Genomic DNA, 23,823 nt, shown 5'->3' with positions numbered 1-23,823 from the left:
GCTCATCCTTCGCTCTTGCCGAAACCCGTGAACCGGCCCTGGAGCAGGGTCACTCCGACGATGAGTGCGGTGAGCACGAAGGCTCCGGCGGAGCCGAGGCCGTAGTTCTGGCTGCCCATGGCGGTGTTGTAGAGGTGGACCAGCGGGGTCTGGACGGGGGCGGTGCCGGTGCCGGACAGGCCGCTGTTGAAGAGGTTGTAGAACTCGTCGAAGGCCTGGAACGCGGCGATGAACAGCAGCATGAGGACGGCGACGGAGGTGTTGCGGAGCATCGGCAGGGTCACGGTGCGGAGCAGGCGGAGGCCGGTGGCGCCGTCGAGCGCGGCGGCCTCGTGGACCTCCCGGGGGATGGCCTGGAGGCCGGCCAGGAAGAGCACCATGTAGAAGCCGACCTGGAGCCAGAGCCGCAGGGTGACCAGGACGATCCAGTACAGCGGGGGCGAGGTGGTCTGCAGCCAGGGCACCGGGTCGGCGCCGAACCAGCCGCCGATGGTGTTGGCGATGCCCGCGGGCAGGCCGTTGAAGAGGCTCATCTTCCACAGCAGCGAGGCGGCCACGTAGGAGACCGCCGTCGGGATGAGGAAGGCGGTGCGGACCAGGGCCCGGCCGCGCCGCACCCGGTGGACGAGCAGGGCGAGTCCGAGGGAGGCGGCGAAGGTGACGGGGACGATGAAGGCGGTGAAGACCAGGATCTGGCCCAGGGAGGCGCGGAAGGACTGGTCGGCCAGGAGGGTGCGGTAGTTGTCGAGCCCGACCCAGCTGCCCAGCGCGATGGTGCCTCGGGCGTCGCTGAGGCTGAGCAGGAGGCTCCAGCCGATCGCGATGTACTTGAAGACCGCGAGGCCGACGAGCACGGGCGCGGTCAGCAGGGCGAAGGCGAGCCACCCGGACCGGCGGCCGGGCCGGCGGCGGCCGAGGTGCCCGCGCCGGCCGTCGTGCCCGGGCCCGCCGGGCCGCCCGCCCGCCGCCCGGGGCGCGCGGGGCGCACGGGCGGCGGAGGCGGTCGGAAGGGTCAGTTCCGGTGCGGGTTCCATCAGCCGCGCTGCTTGTCTATCTCGCCCTGCGCCTTGCGGACCGCCTCGGCGAGCACCGCGCCCGGGTCCCCGTCGCCCGAGGCGATCTTGGCAGCGGCGGCGTTGAAGGTGCTGCTGACGGCGGTGTCCCAGGTGCCGGGGTTGCTCTTGCCGTAGCGGTCGGCGAGGACGGCGGTCTCCTTGGCGGGGCCCTCGGAGAGCTTGCGCGCGGTGGCGGCGAGGCTCCGGCGGGGCGGGATGTGCAGTCCGTAGCTCTCGGCGAAGTCCTGCTGCAGCGCGCTCTGCTGGACCCAGAGCCACTGGACGAACTTCTTCGCCGCCTCGGCGTTGCGGCTCTTGGCGTTGACGCAGCTGGTCCAGCCGCCGACGCGGACGGCGGGGGTGCCGCCGGGCTTGAAGGCCGGCCAGGGCAGTACGCCGAAGTCGTCGCCGAGCGCGGACGCGACGGCGGGCATGGCCCACAGGCCGGACCACTGCATGGGTGCGACGCCCTGGATGAGGGCGGCCGGGTCCCACCAGTCGGTGGTGAAGCCGAGGAGCAGCGACTTGTCCTCGTGCAGGCGCCTGAGGCCCTTGAGCGCCTCCAGCGCCGGGGCGGAGCCGAAGCCCACCTTGCCGTCAGCGGAGACGAGTTCGCCGCCGTTGGACCAGACGGCGAGGATCGCGGAGTCGCCGATGCCGTCGTTGCCGACGAAGAGGCCCTTGGTCTTGGCAGTGGTCAGGGTCTTCGCGGCGGCGACCAGGCCGTCGAAGTCGGTGGGCGGGGTGACGCCGGCCTTGGACAGGGCGCTCTTGCGGTAGTAGAGCATCATGACGTCGTCGACCATCTTGACGCCGTACAGCTTGCCGTCGACGGTGACGGAGGCGATCGCGTTGGTGTTGAAGTCGCTCCTGGCGCTGCCGTAGACGTCGTCCAGCCCGGCGATCTGGCCGCGCCGGGCCAGCACCTCGCCCGCCTCGCCGAGTTCGAAGACGTCGGGGGCGGCGTCGGTCAGGAGCGTCGCGTTGAGCTTGCTCGCGTAGTCTCCGGGGACCCAGGTGACCTTGACGGCGATGTCCGGGTGGGCCTTGGTGAAGGCGGTGGAGTAGCGGAGCGCGGCCTGCTGGGCGCCGGCCTCGCCGTAGGCGTGGTACCAGACGTTGAGGGTGGTCTTCGCGCCGGAGCCGGAACCGCCGAGGGGGTCGGTGCCGCAGGCACTGGTCAGGACGGTGCCGGCGGCGACCAGCAGCGATCCCGTGAGGAATCCCCGTCGGCTAAGCTCGGCTCTGCGTGCGCTCATGTCGCATCCTTCGGTGAGGGTGGGGCGGGGCGGGTGTGCTGCTGCCTGGCCGGATGCCTTCGACAGTGCTTGCCGGCGGTGGAGGGCGCCGGCCGGGCAGTCGTACGGGTCGTCCGCGCGCGACGGTATGGGCCGCACGCGGAGCGAGGTGGAGGTCCGGCGGGTCAGCCGGAGCCGGTCGCGGCGGTGGCCGCGTACTGCGGGAACAGGGCCTGGATGGCGACGGCGGCGGCGCCGCGCGACCACTCCTCCCAGGGGAGCGGGCGGAGCAGCAGCGGACAGCGGGCGGCCGCGCCGAAGGCGTGGGCGGCGAACGCGTCCATGATGTGGCGGCCGAACAGGTCGTAGGCCGCGAGTCCCTCGCCGCTGACCACCACCCGTTCCGGACCGACCAGGTTGACCAGGGTGGCGATGCCGACGCCGATGGCGCGCCCGGCCCGCGAGAAGGCCTCGCGGGCGGCCGGGTCGTCCTCCCGGGCCAGCTCGACGACCTGCTCGAAGCTCAGCCCGGGGCGGCCGGTTGCCTCGCGGACCGTGCGCAGGATCGCCTCGGTGGAGGCGATCGCCTCGACGCAGCCGTGCGCGCCGCAGCGGCAGCGGGGTCCGGTCTGGTCGACGCAGATGTGGCCGACCTCGCCGGAGACCCCGTAGGCGCCGCGCAGCAGCTCGCCGTTGACGACGAGGGCGGAGCCGATGCCCGCGCCGATGGTGACCAGGGCGAAGTAGCCGGTGCCGATGCCCTCGCCGAACCAGTGCTCGGCGACGGTCAGGGCCCGTACGTCGTTCTCGACGGTGACGGCCAGGCCGGTGGCGCCGGTGAGCAGGGTGCCGAGCGGCACGTCGCTCCAGCCGAGGATGCCGGAGTGGCGGACCACTCCGCTGTCGCGGTCGACGTCGCCGGAGACGGCGACCCCGACGTGCCGGGTGCGGTCGCGGAAGTCGGGCTCCTGGTCGAGGAGTTCGTCCACGAGAGCGGCGAACACGGCGGCGACGGTGTGGGGTTCGCGGTCGGCGAGCGGCAGGCGCGCGGTGACGCGGATGCCGGCCCGCAGGTCGCAGACGGCGCCGAAGAGGTGGTCGGGGCTGACCTTCACGCCGATGAAGAACTCCCGGTCGGGGGCGACCGCGAGCGGGTTGACGGGGCGGCCCGCACCGGGCGCGGTGCGCTCGGGCGGCAGCTCGTACAGATAGCCGTCGTCTATGAGCGGCCGGGCCGCCTTGGTGACGGCCGTGGAGGAGAGCCCGGTGCGCCGGGCCAGCTCCACCCTGCTGAGCGGCCCCTCCGCCAACAGGAGGGCGAGGACCGCGGTTTCGGCGGGTGCGCTGACCAGAGGCCGGGATTGATGTCGAAACACGGGTGAAACGTAGAGCAAATAAATAACTTCTTCCAGTATTGATTTCCCGTCAGGGCCCGCCCTACGCTCGTGGCCGCCTCCGTGCCCCGATCGCCAAAGGGCCCGCTGCCATGGCGCGTTGACCCTGCGCGGCCGGCCTCGCGGCCGGGTCGGACCCGCGCCCGCCCCCGTACCTCTCCGCACGTCAGGGGACTCACCCGTGCTCGACTCGCTCCCGCCCGTCATCTTCGACGCGCCCGTCACCTTCGACGCCGCGCTCGGCCTCGCGGTCCTGCGCACCCCGCACACCCGGTACGCGCTGCGCGTCGGCCCCGACGGCAGCCCGCGCCACCTGTACTGGGGGCCCCCGCTGGACGACGCCGCCCTCGCCGCGCTGCCCGCCGCCGCCTCGCCCGCCGCCAGCAGCTTCGAGTCCGAGGCCGCCCCCGACGAGCTCGCGCCGGAGAGCGGCGCCCGCTTCGGCCCGGCCGGTCTCCGGGTCCGCTTCGCGGACGGCACCCGGGGCGTCCAGTGGACCTTCGCCGGGGCCACCGCCGACGGCGGCGAGCTGCGGCTGCGGCTGGACGACCGGCGCCGCCCGCTGCGCACCGAGCTCTGCTACCGGGTCCGCCCCGGCACCGACGTCGTCGAGCGCTGGACCGAGCTCACCCACACCGCGCCCGCCGACGGCCCGGAGCCGCCCGTCACCGTCGAGCGGCTCGACTCCGCCTCCTGGACCGCGCCCCCGCTGTCCGACTACCGGCTCAGCCACCTGGTCGGCGGCTGGAACAGCGAGTTCCAGCTCCGCGCCGACCGGCTGCCGGTCGCCGAGACCGTCCTCACCAGCCGCCGGGGGCTCACCGGCCACCACGCCCAGCCCTGGCTGGCGCTCGACGACGGCACCGCCCGCGAGGAGTCGGGCGAGGTGTGGAGCACCGCCCTCGCCTGGAGCGGCAGCTGGCGCGTCACCGTCCACCGCGACCCGGTCGGCCGCACCACCTGGACCGGCGGCCAGGGCCACGAGGGGCTGAGCCGGATCCTGCGCCCCGGCGAGACCCTGCGCACCCCCGTGTACGCGGGCCTCTACACCCCGGACGGCTTCGGCGCGGCCAGCCGGGGCTGGCACGCGTACGTCCGGCGGCACGTGCTGCCGGAGCCGGACCGGGACCGGCCGGTGCTCTACAACTCCTGGGAGGCCACGGGCTTCGGCGTCGACCAGGCCGGACAGCTCCGGCTGGCCCGGCTGGCCGCGGAGCTGGGGGCGGAGCTGTTCGTCCTCGACGACGGCTGGTTCGGGGCACGCGCCGACGACCGGGCCGGGCTCGGCGACTGGACCCCGCGCCCCGGCGCCTTCCCCGAGGGCCTGCGCCCGCTCGCCGACGAGGTGCACCGGCTCGGCATGGAGTTCGGGCTCTGGGTGGAGCCGGAGATGGTGAACCGCGACAGCGCGCTCCACCGCGCCCACCCCGACTGGGTGCTCCACTCCCCCGGGCTCGACGCCACCGAGCTGCGCCACCAGCTGGTGCTGGACTTCGCCCGCCCCGAGGTGGCGGAGTGGGCCTGGCGGACCCTGGACGGGCTGGTGCGCGAGCACCGCGTCGACTGGCTCAAGTGGGATGCCAACCGCCCCTTCACCGAGGCGGGGTGGGCCGGCCACCCCGATCCGGACCGTCCCTGGACCGACCACACCCGGGCCGTCTACTCGGTCATGGACCGGCTGCGGGCCGCGCACCCCGGGCTGCGGATCGAGGCGTGCGCGGGCGGCGGCGGCCGGGTGGACCTCGGCATCCTGGCCCGTACGGACCAGGCCTGGGTGTCCGACAACACCGACGCGGTCGACCGGATCGGCATCCAGCACGGCTTCAGCCAGCTCTACCCGGCGCAGACCATGGCCGCGTGGGTCACCGACAGCCCCAACCCCACCACCGGCCGCCGCGTCCCGCTGCGCTTCCGCTTCCACGTCGCCATGACCGGGGCGCTGGGGATCGGCGGGAACCTCACCGAGTGGCCGGCGGAGGAACTGGCCGAGGCGGCCGGGCTCGTCGCCCTCTACAAGAGCGTCCGCCCGCTCGTCCAGCACGGGACGCAGCACCGCCTCGACCCGGCGGGACCGGTCGGCGGGGTCCATTACGCCTCGCCGGACGGCACAGAGCACCTGGTCGTCGTCTGGCGTCCGACGGCCCGTTTCGGCCACGGCGCCCCGCCCCTGCGGCTGCCCGCGCTCGATCCCGCCGGGCAGTACCTGGACCCGGAGACGGACCAGGTCCACAGCGGGGCGGTCCTGGTCCACCGGGGCCTCGACCCGCGCCTCCCGGACGGCGACCACGCGAGCCGGCTGATCCGGCTGCGCCGGGTGGACCGGACCTGACCCCCGGCGGCGCTCGCCCGAGCACGTCCACCTCCCACTCCTCCCTTCCCTCCCACTGCTCCCTTCCCTCCCACTGCTCCCTTCCCTCCCATCCCTCTTACCCCTCCCATCTCTCCCGCACCCCCGCCCACCTCTCCCGCCCCTGACACCCTTGGAAACGAACGATGGAGACCTCCCGCGTCCTGGTGATCGGCGTCGACGGCGTCCGCCTCGACCTGCTCCCGGAGCTGCGCACCCCGCACCTCGACGGCATCGCCCGCGCGGGCTTCCTCGCGCCCGTCGAGGTGGACGCCGACACCCCGACGATGTCCGGCCCGTGCTGGACGACGATCGTCACCGGCGTCGGCGTGGCCAAGCACGGCGTCTGGGGCAACCGCCTCGACGGCCACCGGCTCGACCTCTTCCCCGACTTCACCACCCGCCTCGCCGCCGAGTGCGGACGTCGCACCTTCGCGGTCGGCGCCTGGGAGCCGCTCTTCCTCGCCCGGCAGGGCGGCCCGCTCTTCGTCGCGCCCACCCGGCTCGGGTACGTGGCGCCGGCCGCCGACACCCCCGCCGCGTGGGAGGAGGCCGACGAGCGGGTGGCGGCGGAGGCCGAGCACCTGCTGGGCCTGGACGAGGAGTTGCACGCCGGGTTCGTGTACTTCGGCGCCGTCGACGAGACCGCCCACTTCACGGGCTGCGGCGCGGAGTACCGGGCCTCGGTGGAGGCCGCCGACCGGCGCATCGGCCGCGTCCTCGACGCCGTACGGGGCCGGCGCGAGCGCGCGGGCGAGGCGTGGACCGTCATCGTGGTGACCGACCACGGGCACCGGGACGAGGGCGGGCACGGCGGGCGCAGCGCGCCGGAGCGCACCGCCTGGATCGCGGCCTGCGGGCCGGGGCTGCCCGCCGGGGCGGTGCCGGCCGGGCCGCTGCACCACGCGGACGTCGCCGCGCACGCGTACACGGCGCTCGGCATCGCGCCGGATCCGCACTGGACCCTGGACGGCCGGGCCTTCCGCGTCTGAGGCGACGACGGTCCGCTCCCCTCGCGTCCACGTACTGGCGCAAGGTTTTCCCTTAACCTGGCCGGTTTTTGACGCCGTCTTGAGGCAACCCACAGGTGTCTCCCCTCGTCCTCCCGTGACGAGGGGGGCACCAGGGGCGGGGGACGCCCGGGGGACCGGGGACACCGCGGGGTGCCCTCACGAGACCGATCGTGAGGAAGACCGCTTTGATACGTGTCACACGCGGCGTGACCACCGCCGTGGCATTGCTCGCCATAGCGGCTGCGTCGCCGCTGCCGGCGTACGCGCAGCCGATACCGGGATCGCCGTCGGCGTCCCCGGGGAGCCGGGCCGGCGATGCCGGCCTCCCCGAGGGATGGCGGATATCCGGCTCCGGCACCGACCGCCACCTGGTGTGGACCTCGTCCGAGCCCGTCCGCATGGGCGACGCCCGGGTCGAGTTCCGCTCCGGGGACCGGCTGCTCGGCCTGCCGGAGGCCCAACGGGACGGCCGGACCTTCCGGTTGCCGCTCGACGGCGTGCGCGTCGGCGAGACCGACGACCTGCGGGTGACGGCGGGCGGGCGGCGGCTCGACGCCGCCGCGCCCGCCCCCTCGGCGCACCGGCGCCCCTCCGCCCAGGCCGCCCGCCCGGCGGCCCAGCAGCCGGCGAACGCGGTGGACCCGGGCAAGCCCGGCCCCTACCGCACCACCGACGGCGAGTACACGCTCCGCTCGGTCAAGCTGCCCGGCTTCCCGCAGCCCGTCGAGATGCAGGCGGTCGTCGTCGGCCCGACGAACGCCCCGGGCAAGCGCCCGGTCGCCGTCTTCCTGCACGGGCGGCACGCCACCTGCTACAAGCCCGGCACCGAGGACATGACCGGCGCGTGGCCGTGCGACCCGGGCACCAAGCCGATCCCGAGCCACCGGGGCTATCTGAAGGCCCAGAAGCTGCTGGCCTCCCAGGGCTACGTGACGGTCTCCCTCTCCGCCAACGGCATCAACGGCCAGGACTGGCAGGCCGAGGACGGCGGCGCGCAGGCCCGCTCCTCGCTCGTGCGCCAGCACCTCGCCCGCTGGGCCGGGTGGGCCGCGAACCGCGCCTCCGCGCCGGCCGCCGTCCGCGCGACCGCGACCGCCGACCTCTCCCGGGTCCTGCTCGTCGGCCACTCGCGCGGCGGCGAGGGCGTCAACCGGGCCGCCATGGACAGCCTGTACCCGGCCCCGGCCGACCAGGACGGCTACCGCGGCGCCGTACGGTGGAAGATCCGCGGCAACGTCCTGATCGGGCCCACGATCTTCGGCCAGAACCCGGCCCCCGACGTTCCCTCCACGACGATCCTGCCCGGCTGCGACGGCGACGTGTCCGACCTCCAGGGCCAGATCTACGTGGACGGCACCCGGGGCGTCAGCCAGGGCGCGGCGCTGCACAGCTCCGTCTACATGGTCGGCGCGAACCACAACTACTTCAACAGCGAGTGGACCCCGGGCCAGGCCCAGGCGCCCGCCCACGACGACTTCTCGTCCGAGGACGGCATCGACCCGCTCTGCTCCCCCGGCACCCGCACGCGTCTGACCGCGGCGCAGCAGCAGACCGCGGGCGCCACCTACATCGCGGCGGCGGCGCGCCTGTTCGTCGGCGGCGACGACAAGGTCCGCCCGCTGCTCGACGGCACCGGCCGGCGCGCCCCGTCCGCCGACCCGGCGCGGGTCGTCACCCACGCCGTCGGCGCGGCGCGCACCCCCGCCTTCGTGCCGGGCTCCTCGGTGACGGTCTCCGGCGCGGGCGGCCGCCTGTGCAACGGGGTCGACCCGGACCCGGCCCGCTCCTGCCTGCCGCCCGAGGAGGGCGGCTCGCCGCACTTCGCATACTGGGAGGCCACCCCCGAGCCCGGCCGTGACGCCGTGGCGCTGAAGTGGGGCCGCCCGGGCACGCCCGTCGCGGTGCGGAACAAGCGCCCGGTGTCGCTGGCCGGTTCGGAGTCCGTGGCGCTGCGTCTGATCGTGCCGCCGAACAGCGCCGGCACCGAGCTGGACGTGGCCGTGACCGACGCGGCGGGCAAGCGCGCGGTGCTCGGCCGCGCCAAGGTCGACGGGATGCCGGGCAGCCCCCGGACCGCCTCCTCCTGGGCGCGCGAGGTCCGCGTGCCGCTGACAGCCGCGACCCGGGCCCGCCTCGACCTGAAGCGGGTCGCGGCGCTGGAGCTGATTCCGCGCAGCCGTGACGGCCGCGCGGTGCTGATGGACGCCTCGGGCTGGCGCCCCGGCACCCCGGCGGTCCGTCCGGCGGCGCTCACCCGCGTCGACATCGGCCGGCTGACGGTCAAGGAAGGCGACTCGGGCGTCCGTACGTACAAGATCCCGGTGCGGGTCTCCGGCAAGGGCAGCGGCCAGGTCCGGCTCTTCGTGCCGAAGCCGGGCAGCGACCAGATCGACTCGCGCCTGGTGACGGTCCGGCCCGGACGCCATGACATCGACATCGCGGTGCAGGTCAAGGGCAACACCCGGTTCGGCTACGACGAGGGGCAGGACGCCTTCGTGAAGGCGGTGCGCGGCACCGTGGTCGGCGCCCACCGAGGCGGCGTGACCGCGAAGAACGACGACCCGATGCCGAAGGTGACGCTGACGCCGGTGGCCGCCGACGTCGTCGAGGGCGAGGCGCTGACCTGGCGGCTGACGCTCTCGGAGGTGGCCGACGCGGACATCATGGGCGCGATCGTCCTGGAGCCGGTCACCGAGGGCGCCGAGCTGGACACGGCCGACGTCGACCCGGTCTGGCTCCAGGAGCAGCTCGGCCAGGTGCCGAACCCGCCCGTGGCGCTGTCGCGGGCGATGGAGGGCAGCGGCCTGTACCTCGGGGTGTACGTCCCGGCCGGCACGACCTCGGCCGAGGTGCGGGTGCCCACCGTCAAGGACGCGCTGGCCGAGCCGGCCGAGTCCCTGCGGGGCCGGCTGACGACGTACGACGAGAACTGGGAGCCCATCGAGGGCCCGGAGGTCACGGGCACCGTGCGGGACGCGCGGTGAGCTGACGCGGAGCGGCGGATCCGACGCCGCGCGGTGCCCGAGGGCGCCGGGCGGCGTGTCCTGACCGGATCCCGGCGCACGTGATCACGGGGCGGGCACCGAACCCTTCGGGGGCCGGTGCCCGCCCTTCGCGTGCAGCAGGCAGGAGACCACGACCACCAGCGGCCAGACGGACTGGACGCAGGTGACGAGGCGTTCGGCGACACCGGCGGCGCCGTCCCGCCCCAGGTCGACGAGGAACCAGCCGGCCCCGAGCCCCATGAGGACAGTGACGCCGGCGGCGGGCAGCGGGCGCAGCCCCCAGGGGGCCGGTCCGCCGCGTACGGCGGCGAGCAGCGGCCAGACCGCGAGGAAGGCGAAGCCGGCGGCGGCGACCGAGCCGTGGCGCAGCGATCCGCCGCTGCTGGGCGTCGGGACGAACGCGACGACCAGGGCGGCCACCCCGCCGGCGGCCAGCGCGAGCCGTCCGGCGAGGGCCGCGGCCCGCAGCCCCCAGGCGGTGAACAGGTGGCAGATCCCGAGCCCGAAGAACCCGCCGGTCATCACCCAGGCGCCGGGCGCCCCGTAGGCGGCGAGGACGCTGATGGTCTGGGTGACGGGGTCGTAGCCGGGTCCTTGGAGCAGGCCCGCGACCGTCCAGCCGCCGATCAGCAGGACCGGGGCGCACCCGGAGGAGATCAGGGCCCACCGGGGAACTCGTCGCATCGGCCCACGGTAACCACGGCCCGGTGCCCGGCCCCTCGCGCGGCACGCGCTCGCGCGCCAGGTGGGACCGAACGGCAGCGGTCAGATGCCGGGGCCGTAGCCGGGGTCCGGGGTCTGGCGGGGCTGCCAGCAGAGCTCGGCGCCGTACAGGAAGAGGCCGAGGGCGAGCAGGGCGGCGAGGGCGGCGGGCCAGGGGCGGCGGGCGGCGGGGATCCGGCGGAGCGTCAGCGTCCAGGCGACGAGCGGCAGTACGGTGGCGCCGAGCAGGATGAGCGGGAGGGCGACGAAGAGGACGGACAGGTCGCGGGCGTGGCTCTCGAAGCCGCCGTCGAGGGAGTAGGCGGCGCGGGGGAACCAGTAGACCAGCCCGGCGAGGGCTCCCGTGGCGGCCAGCAGGCAGCCGGCGGCGCTCTCGGCGGTGGTGCGGTCGGGGCTCTCGGGACGCTCGCTCATGTCGGGAAGGGACGCCGCCGGGTGGCGCCCGGTTCCGGTTCCGGCCGTGACGCGTGGGGCGGCCGCGCGGCTTGTGCGCCTCATGGGGCGCCAGGGGGCTCCTGGTGTCCCGCGTACCCCGGCCACTCGTGTCCGGTTCGCGCCCTTTCGTGGCGGGACGGCGGGCCCGAACCTCGGGGCATGGGGGAACGCGACGCGGCAGACCCGCGTGACTGGGAGTTCATGGACCGCGCGCAGGCCCGGATCGACGGCGCCGACGGTCCGCCGCCGCCTGCCCCGCCGCTCTGTCCGCACTGCGGCCGGCGCGGCGAGCGGCGGGCGACCTACTACGGCGCGTACGTGCTGCTGGAGCCGGCTGCGCCGGTGCCCGCGCATCTGGTGGAGGCGGGGCAGCGCTGGTACGTGGACGCGGGCGGGTACGCCTGGAACGGGGCGTTCGACGAGCCGGGGCGCGGGGCGCGCTGCCGGATCCCGCACCGGCTGAGCTGCCCGGCGCTCGTGCGGGTGGACGGCTGGGGCGCGTGAGCGGAACGCGGTCGCCTACCTTTGGCCCATGGTCAACTTTCCGCCACGGGTCGCACTCCACCCGCTCACCCTCTCCGACCAGGCCGAGTTCTGCGCGCTGGTGCGGGCCAGCAAGGAGCTGTACGGGCCGCTGATGCAGCTGCCCGGCTCCGAGGAGGAGTTCACGTCCTGGATGCGCCGCTTCGAGGACGGCTCCAACCTCGGGTTCCTGATCCGGGTCCGGGAGACGGGCGAGGCGGCGGGCACGGTCAACATCAACTCGATCATCCGGGGGCGCTACCAGGGCGCCTCGCTCGGCTACGCGGCCTTCGCCCCGTCGGCGGGGCGCGGCTACATGACGGAGGGCATCGCGCTCGTGCTGGAGCACGCCTTCACGGAGCTGCGGCTGCACCGGCTGGAGGCCAACATCCAGCCGACGAACGCGCGTTCGCTGGCCCTGGTGCGGCGGCTCGGCTTCCGGCACGAGGGCGTGTCGCCCGGTTACCTGTACATCGGCGGGGCCTGGCGGGACCACGAGCGGTGGGCGGTCCACGCGCCGGAGCCGTGGACGCCGGACCCCTCGCTGCCCGAGTTCTGACCGGCGGGGCGCGCCCGGTCACGGCTCCGGGGCGAGCCGTTCGACGGCGACCAGGGCCGCGTCGTCCCCGAGGTGGCCGCCAGCGTACGCCTGGAGGTCGGCGCGCAGCCGGCCGAGCAGGGTCGGCGGGTCGGCGTCGGTCCAGCCTTCCAGGCGCTCCACGAGGGGGTAGAAGGCGCGGGAGCTGTCGCGGGCCTCGACGACCCCGTCGGTGTACAGGAGCAGCACGTCGCCGACGTCGAAGGGGAAGGTCTCCACGGTGACGTCGGGTGCGAGGACGTCCGAGAGGCCGAGCGGGGGGCTCGCGGCGGCGGTGTCGAGGGGGATCACCCGGCCGTCGCGCAGGAGCAGCGGCGGCGGGTGCCCGCAGTTGACGAGCCGCACGACGGGCTCGCGGTCGGGGATGTCGAGGACCAGGGCGGTGACGAAGGCCTCGTCGGCGCCGTCGGCGGGGGTCCCGGCGGGGACGGCGGCGTCCGGGCCGGGGCCGGGGTCGTCGAGCGTGTCGGAGCCGACGCCCGCCTCCAGGTGGCCGATGAGGTCGGGGAGTTCCTGTTCGCGGCGGGCGGTGACCCGGAAGGCGCCGAGGACGAGGGAGGCCTCGCCGACGGCGTCCAGGCCCTTGCCCCGGGCGTCCCCGATGAGCAGCCGGGTCCCGGTGGCGGTGCGGGCCGCCGCGTAGAGGTCGCCGCCCATCTGCGCCTCCTCCTCGGCCGCGAGGTAGACGGAGGCGATGTGCAGGGGGCCGGCCCGGTGCGGCAGCGGGCGCAGGACGACGCTCTGGGCCGCGTGGGCGATGGAGCGCAGCCGCCGGACCCGGTCCTCGTCGCGTTCGCGCAGGTGGGCGAAGAAGGTGGCGATGACGGAGATCAGGACCAGGGCGATGATCTGGTAGGTGTGGTTGAGGTCGACGACGCTGGTCCGGGCGCCGGCCACCACCGCCTGGGCGAGGACGGCGACGGCGCCGACGAGGGCGGTCATCCGGGCGCCCGCGAAGGAGGCGGTGACGGCCGGGGCGGCGATCAGGAAGGGCCCGAGGTGCACGTCGGGCGGGGACAGGACGTCCACGACGGTGACCACCGCGATGAGCGCGAAGGGGACGGCGAGCAGCAGCCGGCCGCCTCTCCGGCCGGGTCGGGGGGCGGTGGCGGCCTGCCGGTGGGGATCCATGGCACAGGCATACCGCAGGCACTGAGCTATGTCCCGTTTGTCCGGACTTCCGGCGCGGCACGCACGGAATGCCCCCGGCCGCACCCCGCGCAGCCCCTTCGACGACGCCCCCACCCCTCCGGATCACGCCATTGGCCGGACCTCACTCTTTCGCTGTCCGGTTGATCCCCGTTCATCGCGACTTCGATTGCGGCGGTATGGCGGATGCATGACAAGCCCCCAACTCCCTTGAGTCACAGCCCTCGGCACGGTCAGGCTGCTGCACACGCCGGGAACGCCGCACCCCCGCTCCCGGCGGAGCACGCGCACCGACGCAGCCCCCACCGTCGCGCCGCCCACCCCGGGCGCGCCGCCAAGAGGAGGACTCCCTCGCCATGGCACTTCCCCAGAACGCCAGGACCCGGCTCGCCCTGACCGTCTCCGTCGCCACCGCCGCGGCCCTCCTGGGCACCTTCGCCGCCGTCCCCGCCCAGGCCGCCCCGGCCGAGGGCGTGGTGCTCGCGGCCGGTTCGGCCGACGCGGTCCCCGGCAGCTACATCGTCACCCTCAAGCAGGGCGCCGGCTTCCAGGCCGGCTCCGCCAAGGGCCGCGGGCTGATAGCCGGTTACGGCGGCACGGTCGGCAAGACCTTCGGCGCCGCGCTCAACGGCTACACCGCGCGGCTCGACGCCGCCGCCGCCCGCAGGCTCGCCGCCGACCCGGCCGTCGCCTCCGTCGAGCAGGACCAGATCGTCCGCGCGGACGCCACCCAGACCAACGCGCCCTGGGGCCTGGACCGCATCGACCAGCCGAACCTGCCGCTGAACGGCACGTACGTCTACCCCGACAGCGCGGGCGCGGGCGTCACCGCGTACGTCATCGACACCGGGGTCCGGATCAGCCACACCGAGATCGCCGGGCGGGCCGTGAACGGCTACGACTCGGTCGACGGCGACTCGGTGGCGCAGGACGGCAACGGACACGGCACGCACGTCGCCACCACCATCGCCGGCACCACGTACGGCGTGGCGAAGGCGGCGCGGATCGTGGCCGTCCGGGTGCTCGACAACAACGGCTCCGGCACCACCGCCGGGGTCGTCGCGGGCATCGACTGGGTGACCGCGAACCACGCGGCGGGCGCGCCCGCCGTCGCCAACCTCTCGCTCGGCGGCGGCGCCTCCACCACCCTCGACAACGCGGTGAAGAACTCCATCGCCGACGGCATCACCTACGCGGTCGCCGCCGGCAACTCCGGCGCGAACGCGTCCAACTCGTCCCCCGCCCGGGTCCCCGCCGCGATCACCGTCGGCGCCACCGACAGCTCGGACGCCAAGCCGAGCTGGTCCAACTACGGGTCCGTGCTCGACCTCTTCGCCCCCGGGGTGTCCATCACCGCGGGCTGGAACACCAGCGACACGGCCACCAACACCATCTCCGGCACCTCGATGGCCACCCCGCACGTCGCCGGCGCCGCCGCCGTCTACCTCGCCGGGCACCCCTCCGCCACCCCGGCGCAGGTCGCCACGGCCCTGGTCAACGGGTCCACGCCGAACAAGGTGACCAGCCCGGGCACCGGCTCCCCGAACCGCCTGCTGCGCCTCGTCCCGTAACCCGGGGCCGCACCGCACCCGGGTGCCCCGGAGGTCCACCGGACCTCCGGGGCACCCCCGTTCCCGGCGGCCCTACGCGCGCGGCTCGCGCCACATGCCCCAGAGCACCGGTCCGTCGCCGGGCAGCGGGATCTCGGAGCGGACGGCGAAGCCGAAGTGCTCGTAGACCGGGAGGTTGGCCGCCTTGGACGACTCCAGGTAGACCGGCTCGCCGGCCGCGTCCGCCCGCGCCAGGCCCGAGCGCAGCAGGGCCGCCCCGTGCCCCTGACCCTGCGCCGCCGGGTCGGCGCCGATGAGCGACAGGGACCAGTGCGGCTCCTCGGGCGCGTGCGCGGCGGCGGTCGCGACGGCGGCGCCGAACTCCGGGACCCGGTCGCCGAGGATGGCCTTCAGCTCCCCGATGGTGTCCGCGTCCGGCACCGCCTTGTCCTGCGCCTCGGCGGGCACCCAGAAGGAGACGGCCGCGTCGGTGCGCTCGCAGACTCCGTGGCGGACGTACTGACGGGTGAAGAGCGTGGTGAAGTAGCGCTCCATGGAGGCGGCGCGGGTCGCCTCGTCCGGGAAGAACCAGCGCATCATCGGGTCGTCGTCGAAGGCGCGGGTGAGGATGCCGCCGAGGAGTGCGGCGTCGTCGACCGTGGCCGTCCTGGGTGTGTTCGTCAGGGTCATACGGGCCATTCTGCACGAGATGATCTTGGTCGCCGGAGCCGGGCCCGCCGCGTCCCGCGCCGCTCCCGTCAGGCCCGCCCCGCCGCCTTCTGGCTCCGCCGGGAGAGCGAGTCGACGACCACGGCCGCGAGCAGCACCGAGCCGGTGATCATGAACTGGACGGCGTTGCTGACGCCCATGATGTTCATGCCGGACTGGATCGAGCCGATCACCAGCGCGCCGAGCAGCGCCGACCAGACCGAACCCCGGCCGCCGAACAGGCTGGTGCCGCCGATCACCGCGGCGGCGATGACGTTCATCAGCAGGTTGCCGCCGCCGGAGGTCTGGCTCGCCGACTGGATCTGCCCGGCGAGGAACAGCCCGCCGGCCGCCGCCATCAGACCGGAGACCGTGAAGACGCTCATCCGGACGAACGGGACGCTGATGCCCGCCCGCCGGGCCCCCTCGATGTTGCCGCCGACGGCGAAGACCTGCCGCCCGTACCGGGTGCGCCGCAGCACGAGGTCGAGGACCACCAGCACCACCAGGAAGACCAGCAGGGCCAGCGGCAGCCCCTGGTAGCGGTTGAGGACGTACGCGGCGGCGAAGGCGAGGGCCCCGATCACCACCGTCCGCAGCGCGATCTCCGCGACCGGCCGGAAGGGCACCCGGGCCGCCCGCCGCCGCCGCGCGTCGAGCAGCGAGGCGAACAGGAAGAGCCCGACGCCGACGCCCGCGGCCACGTAGGCGGCGGCCGGGCTGTGGAAGATCGTCGAGTACAGCTCGGAGACCACGCTGTCGCCGGGGATGTTCACCGTGCCGCTGCTGCCCAGCACTTGGAGCATGAGCCCGTTCCAGGCCAGGTTGCCGGCCAGGGTGACGACGAAGGCGGGCACGCCGACCTTGGCGAAGAAGAAGCCGTGGATCAGGCCGACCGCCGCTCCCCCGGCGAGCGCCACCAGCAGCGCCAGCCACTGGTTCATCCCGTTGACGACGTTGAGCACGGCGAAGATCGCGGCGCACAGTCCGCTCACCGAGCCGACGGACAGGTCGATCTCGCCGAGCAGCAGCACGAAGACGATGCCGACCGCGATCATGCCCGTACCGACGATCTGCTGGCTGAGGTCGGAGAGGTTCTGCGCGGACAGGAACGCGCTGTCGAGGCTGCCGAAGACCGTCCAGATGACGATGACCGCCACCACGACCGGCAGCGAGCCCAGTTCGCCGCCGCGCAGCTTGCGGCGGAACTCCGCGGCGTATCCCCGCACCCCCTCCTCGCGCACGATCAGCCGGCTGTCGACGGCGGGCGGCGCGTCGGGGGCGGTCCGGTCGGCGCCGGGGTCCCCGGGGCGGCTCACCGCTCCTCCCCGTGCCCACCGCGCGCTTCCCGTTCCTCGCGGACACGGGCCTGGCGGCGGGTGACGGCGCTGTCGGCGGCTCCGGTGATCGCGGCGACGATCTCCTCGGTGGTGGTCGAGCGCGCGTCGAAGAAGCCGTTGTTGCGGCCGAGCCGGAGCACCGCGATCCGGTCGGCGACGGCCATCACGTCCACCATGTTGTGGCTGATGAGGAGGGTGCCGAGGCCCTGGCCGCGCAGCCGCTCGACCAGGTCGAGGACCTCGGCGGTCTGCTCCACGCCGAGCGCGGCGGTCGGCTCGTCGAGAATGACGACCTTGGGGTCGCCGATCAGCGAGCGGGCGATCGCCACCGTCTGGCGCTGCCCGCCCGAGAGGGAGGCGACGGGGATGCGGACACTGGGGATGCGGATGGAGAGGGTGTCCAGCAGCTCCCGGGCGCGCCGCTCCATGCGGACCTCGTCGAGCACCCCGAAGCGGCGCGGCTCCCGGCCGAGGAAGAGGTTGCCGACCACGTCGAGGTTGTCGCACAGGGCGAGGTCCTGGTAGACGGTGGCGATCCCGAGGCTCTGGGCGTCGTGCGGGCGGCCGATCGAGACCGGCCGCCCCTGCCAGGTGATGACCCCCTCGTCGGGCGGGGCGACCCCGGCGATCGTCTTGACGGCGGTGGACTTGCCGGCGCCGTTGTCGCCGACGAGGGCGACGACCTCGCCCGGGCGGACCTCCAGGTCGAAGCCCGAGAGGGCCTGGACCGCGCCGAACCGCTTGGAGATCCCCCGCAGCGTCAGCACGGGTGCTTCCGGCACGTCCACCGCCTCCGACCGCGACCGATTCCGACTACATCAGGCCGGCCTGCTTGCACGCCGCCGCGTAGGTCGGGGTGCAGATCTCCTGGACCGTGTACATGCCGTCCTTCACGACCGTGTCCTTGATGTTGGCCTTGTCGACCACGACCGGCTTGAGCAGCGTCGACGGCACCTTCTGGCCGCTGCCGCTGGTGACCGTGACGGGGGTCAGACCGGCGGGCAGCGCCTTGCCCTGGGCGAGGTCGACGGCCATCGTGGCGGCGATGTCGGCCTCGGGCTTGTACGGCTTCTGGACGGTGATGGTCTGGGTGCCGAGCAGGATCCGCTGGATCGCGTCGAGCTGGGCGTCCTGGCCGGTCAGCGGCACGTTCATACCCGCCGCCCGCAGGGCGGTGGAGATGCCCGCGGCGAGCCCGTCGTTGGCCGAGTAGACACCGACGATCCTGTCCTTGCCGAGTGCGGCGATGGCCCCGGACATCTGCTGGTTGGCGTTGTTGGGGTCCCAGTTGGGCGTGTCGTACTCCTTGCCGATCTTCACCTTGCCGTCGAGGACGGAGTGCGCGCCGGCCTTGAACTCGGCGGCGTTCGGGTCGGTCGGCGAGCCGTTGTGCATCACGATCTCGCCGGACTTCGCCTTGGCGCCGAGGGCGTCGAGCAGCGCCTGGCCCTGGAGCCTGCCGACCTCGCGGTTGTCGTACGAGACGTAGGAGTCGACCGGGCCCTGGGCGAGGCGGTCGTAGGCGACGACCTTCACACCTGCGTCATGGGCCTTCTGCACCGAGGACTGGATCGACTTGGAGTCCACCGCGTCCAGGATCAGCACCTTGTCGCCCTTGGCGAGCGCGGTGTTGACCTGCTGCTGCTGGGTGGTGGCGCTCTCGGCGGCGTTGTAGTAGTCCACGTGGGCGCCGGGCGCCAGCTCCTGGATCTTCTGCTCGATGTAGGGGCGGTCGAACGTCTCGTACCGCGTGGTCTTGCTCTCGGGGAGGAGCAGGCCGATCCTCACCTCCTGGGCCTTGGCCGGGGCGGTCGCGGGCTGGAGCGCCCCGCTGGTCGACACCACGCCCAGGGAGAGGATGGCCGTCCCCGTCAGGGCGATGGCGGCGCGCAATGTACGGGTCATGGGAGGCTCCTTTCGCGCGCCGCGCGATTCCGCCACCGAGACCGCGGGGGCGCGGGCGCACCTCTGGCCTATATGTCGACACTAGACCCATGCCGGGACGGCGACCATTCGCCGCCTTCCACCGGATCCGGACGCCTTGGGCCCCAGGCCCGTGAAATCGCGCCATTGATGGGGGAAAGCACCTCCCGGGCGGACACCGGGGGTTCACGATCTGAGCGCATTGTCCCTTCGTATCGGACAACTGGAGCGCTCGTGTCGCGAAACGTTTCCTCTTCGCCCGTGCTCATCGAGAACCCCTCCATCGCGTTCTCCAGTGCCCCGCAGCGCGCGCCGCTGCGGCACCTGGGCCGCCCCTCCTTGCGTACGTCGGTGTCCGGCACCCGGCGGCGCGCCCACGGCGAGCAGCCTCGGGTCCTGCTGCTCGTCCCCTCCTACACCCGGGTCGTGGAGCCCTCCCCGGAGCGGAGCAGCTTCCGGGACCTCGGCCTCGACACCTTCGAGGTCATGAAGCGGGCCGGCACCCCGATCGGCCTGCTGCGCATCGCCACCAACGCCCGGCTCTCGGGCTTCGACGTCAAGATCGTCGACTCGCCCTTCGAGGGCTGGGAGCAGGAGCGGCACCTGGTGGACCTCGGCGGCGGCAGCGGTCTGGTCCGCTACGGCCTCGACGACGCCCGGTTACGGGCGATCATCGAGGAGTACGACCCGGACGTGGTCGGCGTCCAGTGCATCTACACGGTCCAGTGGGGCAACGCCAGAGCCCTCGCCGACCTGGTCAAGGACATCGACCCGTCGATCGTGACGGTCACCGGCGGGGCGCACCCGAGCGGCGACTGGCGCTATTCGGTGCCCGACTCGCCGTTCGACCACGTCGTCATCAACGAGGCGGACCAGACCTTCACGGCCCTCCTCCTGGCGCTGACCGAGGAGGGCGGCGACATCGACGCCGTGCCGGGTCTCGCGTACCGGCGCGGGGACGGCGCGATCGTGCGGACCACGGCCAACTCCCCGTACATGCGGATCCTGCCGAAGCGGCAGGGGCTCGACCAGCGGCTCGGGATGATGCCGCTGCCCGACTTCGGGCTGCTCGACATGAGCCGCTACGAGCAGGGCTACCACTCCTCGGGCAAGCGGGTGCGGACGCACGGCTCGTGGGCGCAGATCTTCTCGACGATCGGCTGCAACGTCGGCTGCGACTTCTGCTACATCCCGATGGTGAACGGGCCGTGGCGGGCGCTCGGCACCGACTGGTTCGACCTGCACCTGGCGGAGATCACCAAGCAGGGGGTGACGGAGGTCCTGATCGAGGACGACCACCTGCTGCACGACCCGCTGTACGCGATGCGGGTCTTCGAACTGCTGCGCAAGCACGACCTGCCGTGGGTCGAGGAGGGCGGGCTGAGCCTGTTCAACCTGGTGCTGCTGCACCTGGGCGAGAGCTTCGCCGCGACGATGGCCGAGTCGGAGCGGCGCAACCCCAACTTCCGCAACGTGCTGGCCGCGATGCGCGACGGGCTGACCTGCCGGGACCTCATCCGGGCGATGGCGGACGGCGGCTGCTACAGCGTGTACCTCGCGGTGGAGAGCGCCAACGAGGACAGCCTGGAGCAGTCGGGCAAGCCTCGGCTCAACGCCTTCCAGCAGGCGACGGGCGAGATCGTGGAGATGTTCACCGAGTACGGCATCCAGGTCACCGGCGGCTTCATGCTCGGCTTCGTCAACCCGCCGGAGCGGCCGGGCGCCGAGCCGTACGTGGAGTCGCTGGAGCAGATCGAGAAGACCATCGACTACGCGGTGACGCTGATGGGCCACGGCATGGCCTACGCCAACCCCTTCATCGTCACCCCGCTGCCGGGCACCAAGATGTGGGACTTCCAGAAGGACTACGTCGTACGGCACTACGACAACGGCTGGTCGCACGAGAAGGCGACGATGGCCACGGAGAAGTGGAGCGCGGAGGACATCGAGCGGATGCGGCTCGAACTCCTCGTCCGGGCCAACGGCGCCGAGAAGGTGACCGAAATGGTCCGCCGGGGCACCTGGCCGGTCGACGCCTGACCGGCACCGGTCCCGGTACGGCGGACGCCGTGCCGGGACCGGACACGCCGGGCCGGTCCGGCGCGGCGGACCTCAGGACCGGCGGCGCGCCGCGCGCAGGGCCTCGGCCGAGGCCAGCATGGCGCCGCCGGTGATCAGCACGCAGGCGACGGCGACGGGCCAGCTCGCGGCGGCCCGTCCCGTCGCCACCAGGAGCCCGGTGGAGAGCAGCGGGGCGAAGTAGGAGACGGTGCCCAGGAGCCGGATGTCGCCGTGCTTGGTGCCGTGGTCCCACACGTAGAAGGCGCCTCCGACCGGCCCGAGGCCGAGGGCGAGCACCGCGAGCCACTGCCAGCCCTCGGGCCGCACGGTGGTCTCGAAGAGCAGGTGGGCGACGGCCGCGAGGACGGCGGTGGCCAGGCAGAAGAAGGCCACGGCGTCCGTCGGGACCCCCGGGTAGCGCCGGTTGGCGACCGAATAGACGGACCACACCACGGCGCAGACGGCGGCGGCGACGTAGCCGAGCAGGTACTCGCCCCGGAACTGCACGCCCTGCCCGCCGGTCACCAGCAGGAAGGTGCCGCCGAGGCCGAGCAGCGCGCCCGCGACGTGCCACCAGCGCAGCCGCTCCCCCGGCAGCAGCGCCGAGAGGACGACGATCAGCAGCGGCCAGAGGTAGGCGATGAGGCCGGCGTCGACGGGCGGGGCGTTGCGCAGGGCCAGGAAGTAGAAGAAGTGGTAGCCGAAGAGGCCGCCGATCCCGAGCGCCCAGGCCCCGGCGGGCAGCCCGCGCGCGAGGGCGGCGCCGCCGCGCAGGGCGCGCGGGAGGCCGATGAGCCCGCCGACCGCGAAGGCCATGGCGGTGAGCTGGAACGGCGGGATCCGTCCGGTGAGCGTGGTGAACAGGGCGAGCGAGGCCCACAGCAGTACGGCCACGCCGCCGACGGCGGTCGCTCTGAGCCGGCGGGCCTGGCCGGGGGCGGGTCCGCCCGGCCGCTCCCGCTCCGCGATGATGACCTGCTGTCGCGCGTCCTGTGCGTCCACGTGCTCCCCAGTCCGTCGGGTCCGGCGCTGCTGCCCGTCGACGACTATCGGGGAGCCGTGCGGGGGCGCACCACCCGCACCCCCGCTTTCCGGACAGGAGGGGGGCCGCGGAGGACCGGCGACAAAGGGCTTTGCATGACCATGCGTCTTGATGCATAATATTGCCATGTCTAAGGTCCTCACCTCCCTCCCGGTCGGCGAGCGCGTCGGCATCGCCTTCTCCGGCGGTCTCGACACCTCGGTCGCCGTCGCGTGGATGCGCGACAAGGGCGCCGTGCCCTGCACCTACACCGCCGACATCGGCCAGTACGACGAGCCCGACATCGCCTCGGTGCCCGGCCGCGCCCAGGCCTACGGCGCGGAGATCGCGCGCCTGGTCGACTGCCGCGCCGCGCTCGTCGAAGAGGGCCTGGCCGCGCTCGCCTGCGGCGCGTTCCACATCCGCTCCGGCGGCCGCGCCTACTTCAACACCACCCCGCTGGGCCGCGCCGTCACCGGCACGCTGCTCGTCCGGGCGATGCTGGAGGACGACGTCCAGATCTGGGGCGACGGCTCGACGTACAAGGGCAACGACATCGAGCGGTTCTACCGCTACGGCCTGCTGGCCAACCCGCACCTGCGGATCTACAAGCCGTGGCTCGACGCGAACTTCGTGACCGAGCTCGGCGGCCGCAAGGAGATGTCGGAGTGGCTGCTCGCCCACGGCCTCCCCTACCGGGACAGCACCGAGAAGGCGTACTCCACCGACGCCAACATCTGGGGCGCCACCCACGAGGCGAAGACCCTGGAGCACCTGGACACCGGCGTCGAGACCGTCGAGCCGATCATGGGCGTCCGCTTCTGGGACCCCTCGGTCGAGATCGCCGCCGAGGACGTCACCATCGGCTTCGACCAGGGCCGCCCGGTCAGCATCAACGGCAAGGAGTTCGGCTCCGCCGTCGACCTGGTCATGGAGGCCAACGCCATCGGCGGCCGGCACGGCATGGGCATGTCGGACCAGATCGAGAACCGGATCATCGAGGCCAAGAGCCGCGGCATCTACGAGGCCCCCGGCATGGCGCTGCTGCACGCCGCCTACGAGCGTCTCGTCAACGCCATCCACAACGAGGACACCCTCGCCCAGTACCACAACGAGGGCCGTCGCCTCGGCCGGCTCATGTACGAGGGCCGGTGGCTGGACCCGCAGGCGCTGATGGTCCGGGAGTCCCTGCAGCGCTGGGTCGGCGCGGCCGTCACCGGCGAGGTCACCCTGCGGCTGCGGCGCGGCGAGGACTACTCGATCCTCGACACCACCGGCCCCGCCTTCAGCTACCACCCGGACAAGCTGTCCATGGAGCGCACCGAGGACTCGGCCTTCGGCCCGACGGACCGGATCGGCCAGCTCACCATGCGGAACCTGGACATCGCCGACTCGCGCGCCAAGCTGGAGCAGTACGCCGGCCTCGGCCTCATCGGCACCGGCAGCCCCTCGATCGGCGCCGCCCAGGCCGCCGCGACCGGCCTCATCGGCACCATGGCCGAGCTGCCCGAGGGCGGCGCCGAGGCGATCGCCTCGCGCGGCGAGGTCTCCGCCGAGGACGAGCTGCTCGACGCCGCCGCGATGGAGTCCGGCACGGACTGACCCCCGACGGGCCGCCGGCCGCCACCCGACGTGCGGCGGCCGGCCGCCGGACGGACCCCGCCCGGGGGGGGGGGGGGGGGGGGGGGGGGGGGGCCGGGGCGGCGGGGGCGGCCGGGGCGGGGGCGGGCGGGGGGGGGGC

19 protein-coding genes are annotated in these 23,823 nt (G+C 73.9%); 8 read left to right on the top strand and 11 right to left on the bottom strand.

Translation table 11 applies throughout. The features are described from left to right. Positions 1-2: 2 nt before the first annotated feature. The 3 genes from ACZ6J5_RS32440 to ACZ6J5_RS32430 all read right to left on the bottom strand — a co-directional run bounded on the left by ACZ6J5_RS32440 (position 3) and on the right by ACZ6J5_RS32430 (position 3,669). A complete protein-coding gene (locus ACZ6J5_RS32440) occupies positions 3-1,034 on the bottom strand; it encodes a carbohydrate ABC transporter permease (RefSeq protein ID WP_469397448.1) in 1,032 nt (343 codons plus the stop codon). Further along, positions 1,034-2,314 carry an ABC transporter substrate-binding protein gene (locus ACZ6J5_RS32435; RefSeq protein ID WP_469397446.1) on the bottom strand — a complete coding sequence of 427 codons (1,281 nt, stop codon included), beginning with the start codon at positions 2,312-2,314 and terminating at the stop codon, positions 1,034-1,036. Before ACZ6J5_RS32435 ends, ACZ6J5_RS32440 begins: the two co-directional genes overlap by 1 nt. Positions 2,315-2,478: 164 nt before the next feature. After that, positions 2,479-3,669: an ROK family protein gene (locus ACZ6J5_RS32430; protein ID WP_469397445.1), complete on the bottom strand. Its 1,191-nt coding sequence runs from the start codon at positions 3,667-3,669 to the stop codon at positions 2,479-2,481. A gap of 199 nt (positions 3,670-3,868) precedes the next feature. On the opposite strand from ACZ6J5_RS32430, the gene ACZ6J5_RS32425 reads away from it, so the two are divergent. The 3 genes from ACZ6J5_RS32425 (at position 3,869) to ACZ6J5_RS32415 (ending at position 10,031) form a co-directional block, all read left to right on the top strand. After that, a complete protein-coding gene (locus ACZ6J5_RS32425) occupies positions 3,869-6,016 on the top strand; it encodes an alpha-galactosidase (protein WP_469397443.1) in 2,148 nt (715 codons plus the stop codon). 164 nt (positions 6,017-6,180) lie between these two features. Continuing rightward, on the top strand, positions 6,181-7,026 hold the full coding sequence (locus ACZ6J5_RS32420; protein WP_469397442.1) for an alkaline phosphatase family protein: 846 nt from the start codon (positions 6,181-6,183) through the stop codon (positions 7,024-7,026). Between the two features lie 206 nt (positions 7,027-7,232). Next, positions 7,233-10,031, top strand: a complete 2,799-nt coding sequence (locus ACZ6J5_RS32415; protein WP_469397440.1) for a hypothetical protein — start codon at positions 7,233-7,235, stop codon at positions 10,029-10,031. A gap of 84 nt (positions 10,032-10,115) precedes the next feature. On the opposite strand, the gene ACZ6J5_RS32410 is transcribed toward ACZ6J5_RS32415, so the two are convergent. Together ACZ6J5_RS32410 and ACZ6J5_RS32405 are read right to left on the bottom strand one after the other, a co-directional pair. Continuing rightward, positions 10,116-10,736 carry a DUF998 domain-containing protein gene (locus ACZ6J5_RS32410; protein WP_469397439.1) on the bottom strand — a complete coding sequence of 207 codons (621 nt, stop codon included), beginning with the start codon at positions 10,734-10,736 and terminating at the stop codon, positions 10,116-10,118. Between the two features lie 81 nt (positions 10,737-10,817). Further along, positions 10,818-11,189, bottom strand: coding sequence for a hypothetical protein (locus tag ACZ6J5_RS32405; RefSeq protein ID WP_469397438.1), 372 nt, complete (start codon positions 11,187-11,189; stop codon positions 10,818-10,820). Positions 11,190-11,369: 180 nt separating this feature from the next. On the opposite strand from ACZ6J5_RS32405, the gene ACZ6J5_RS32400 reads away from it, so the two are divergent. Both ACZ6J5_RS32400 and ACZ6J5_RS32395 read left to right on the top strand, forming a co-directional pair. Continuing rightward, the gene (locus ACZ6J5_RS32400; protein ID WP_469397436.1) at positions 11,370-11,714 is read left to right on the top strand and encodes a DUF6083 domain-containing protein; all 345 of its coding nucleotides are present in this window, start codon (positions 11,370-11,372) and stop codon (positions 11,712-11,714) included. A 28-nt stretch (positions 11,715-11,742) separates the two neighbouring features. Continuing rightward, positions 11,743-12,291 (top strand): GNAT family N-acetyltransferase, encoded by a 549-nt coding sequence (locus ACZ6J5_RS32395; RefSeq protein WP_469397434.1) that lies wholly within the window; start codon positions 11,743-11,745, stop codon positions 12,289-12,291. 18 nt (positions 12,292-12,309) lie between these two features. On the opposite strand, the gene ACZ6J5_RS32390 is transcribed toward ACZ6J5_RS32395, so the two are convergent. Next, entirely contained in the window at positions 12,310-13,461 is a 1,152-nt protein-coding gene (locus ACZ6J5_RS32390) for a PP2C family protein-serine/threonine phosphatase (protein ID WP_469397433.1), read from the bottom strand. Positions 13,462-13,835: 374 nt separating this feature from the next. On the opposite strand from ACZ6J5_RS32390, the gene ACZ6J5_RS32385 reads away from it, so the two are divergent. Further along, entirely contained in the window at positions 13,836-15,050 is a 1,215-nt protein-coding gene (locus tag ACZ6J5_RS32385; protein WP_469397432.1) for a S8 family peptidase, read from the top strand. Positions 15,051-15,122: 72 nt separating this feature from the next. Here ACZ6J5_RS32385 and ACZ6J5_RS32380 read toward each other — a convergent pair whose 3' ends face one another. The 4 genes from ACZ6J5_RS32380 to ACZ6J5_RS32365 form a co-directional block, all read right to left on the bottom strand. Further along, the gene (locus tag ACZ6J5_RS32380; protein WP_469397430.1) at positions 15,123-15,719 is read right to left on the bottom strand and encodes a GNAT family N-acetyltransferase; all 597 of its coding nucleotides are present in this window, start codon (positions 15,717-15,719) and stop codon (positions 15,123-15,125) included. A gap of 68 nt (positions 15,720-15,787) precedes the next feature. Continuing rightward, positions 15,788-17,056, bottom strand: a complete 1,269-nt coding sequence (locus ACZ6J5_RS32375) for a sugar ABC transporter permease (RefSeq protein WP_469397429.1) — start codon at positions 17,054-17,056, stop codon at positions 15,788-15,790. Further along, positions 17,053-17,859 carry an ATP-binding cassette domain-containing protein gene (locus ACZ6J5_RS32370; RefSeq protein WP_469397427.1) on the bottom strand — a complete coding sequence of 269 codons (807 nt, stop codon included), beginning with the start codon at positions 17,857-17,859 and terminating at the stop codon, positions 17,053-17,055. The genes ACZ6J5_RS32375 and ACZ6J5_RS32370 overlap by 4 nt, the downstream gene beginning before the upstream one ends. Before the next feature lie 31 nt (positions 17,860-17,890). Then, the gene (locus ACZ6J5_RS32365; protein ID WP_469397425.1) at positions 17,891-18,982 is read right to left on the bottom strand and encodes a substrate-binding domain-containing protein; all 1,092 of its coding nucleotides are present in this window, start codon (positions 18,980-18,982) and stop codon (positions 17,891-17,893) included. Positions 18,983-19,261: 279 nt separating this feature from the next. Between ACZ6J5_RS32365 and ACZ6J5_RS32360 the strand changes: the two genes are divergently transcribed. Beyond that, positions 19,262-21,040, top strand: coding sequence for a B12-binding domain-containing radical SAM protein (locus tag ACZ6J5_RS32360; protein ID WP_469397423.1), 1,779 nt, complete (start codon positions 19,262-19,264; stop codon positions 21,038-21,040). Between the two features lie 72 nt (positions 21,041-21,112). Here ACZ6J5_RS32360 and yddG read toward each other — a convergent pair whose 3' ends face one another. Then, entirely contained in the window at positions 21,113-22,063 is a 951-nt protein-coding gene (gene yddG, locus ACZ6J5_RS32355; RefSeq protein ID WP_469397421.1) for an aromatic amino acid exporter YddG, read from the bottom strand. A gap of 166 nt (positions 22,064-22,229) precedes the next feature. Between yddG and argG the strand changes: the two genes are divergently transcribed. Then, on the top strand, positions 22,230-23,684 hold the full coding sequence (gene argG / locus ACZ6J5_RS32350; protein WP_469397419.1) for an argininosuccinate synthase: 1,455 nt from the start codon (positions 22,230-22,232) through the stop codon (positions 23,682-23,684). Positions 23,685-23,823 lie beyond the last annotated feature (139 nt).

The sequence above is a fragment of the Streptomyces sp. NPDC042100 genome (assembly GCF_055582325.1).
Note: the sequence above shows the minus strand (reverse complement) of the source record. Positions and strands in the feature narration are given on the sequence as shown.

What these genes read in the sequence shown, in the direction of transcription:
- ACZ6J5_RS32405 (WP_469397438.1), bottom strand. Translation starts at nt 11,189, where the DNA reads ATGAGCGAGCGTCCCGAGAGCCCCGACCGCACCACCGCCGAGAGCGCC.
- ACZ6J5_RS32435 (WP_469397446.1), bottom strand. Translation starts at nt 2,314, where the DNA reads ATGAGCGCACGCAGAGCCGAGCTTAGCCGACGGGGATTCCTCACGGGA.
- argG (WP_469397419.1), top strand. Translation starts at nt 22,230, where the DNA reads ATGTCTAAGGTCCTCACCTCCCTCCCGGTCGGCGAGCGCGTCGGCATC.
- ACZ6J5_RS32380 (WP_469397430.1), bottom strand. Translation starts at nt 15,719, where the DNA reads ATGACCCTGACGAACACACCCAGGACGGCCACGGTCGACGACGCCGCA.
- ACZ6J5_RS32440 (WP_469397448.1), bottom strand. Translation starts at nt 1,034, where the DNA reads ATGGAACCCGCACCGGAACTGACCCTTCCGACCGCCTCCGCCGCCCGT.
- ACZ6J5_RS32395 (WP_469397434.1), top strand. Translation starts at nt 11,743, where the DNA reads ATGGTCAACTTTCCGCCACGGGTCGCACTCCACCCGCTCACCCTCTCC.
- ACZ6J5_RS32410 (WP_469397439.1), bottom strand. Translation starts at nt 10,736, where the DNA reads ATGCGACGAGTTCCCCGGTGGGCCCTGATCTCCTCCGGGTGCGCCCCG.
- ACZ6J5_RS32385 (WP_469397432.1), top strand. Translation starts at nt 13,836, where the DNA reads ATGGCACTTCCCCAGAACGCCAGGACCCGGCTCGCCCTGACCGTCTCC.
- ACZ6J5_RS32420 (WP_469397442.1), top strand. Translation starts at nt 6,181, where the DNA reads ATGGAGACCTCCCGCGTCCTGGTGATCGGCGTCGACGGCGTCCGCCTC.
- ACZ6J5_RS32400 (WP_469397436.1), top strand. Translation starts at nt 11,370, where the DNA reads ATGGGGGAACGCGACGCGGCAGACCCGCGTGACTGGGAGTTCATGGAC.
- ACZ6J5_RS32365 (WP_469397425.1), bottom strand. Translation starts at nt 18,982, where the DNA reads ATGACCCGTACATTGCGCGCCGCCATCGCCCTGACGGGGACGGCCATC.
- ACZ6J5_RS32390 (WP_469397433.1), bottom strand. Translation starts at nt 13,461, where the DNA reads ATGGATCCCCACCGGCAGGCCGCCACCGCCCCCCGACCCGGCCGGAGA.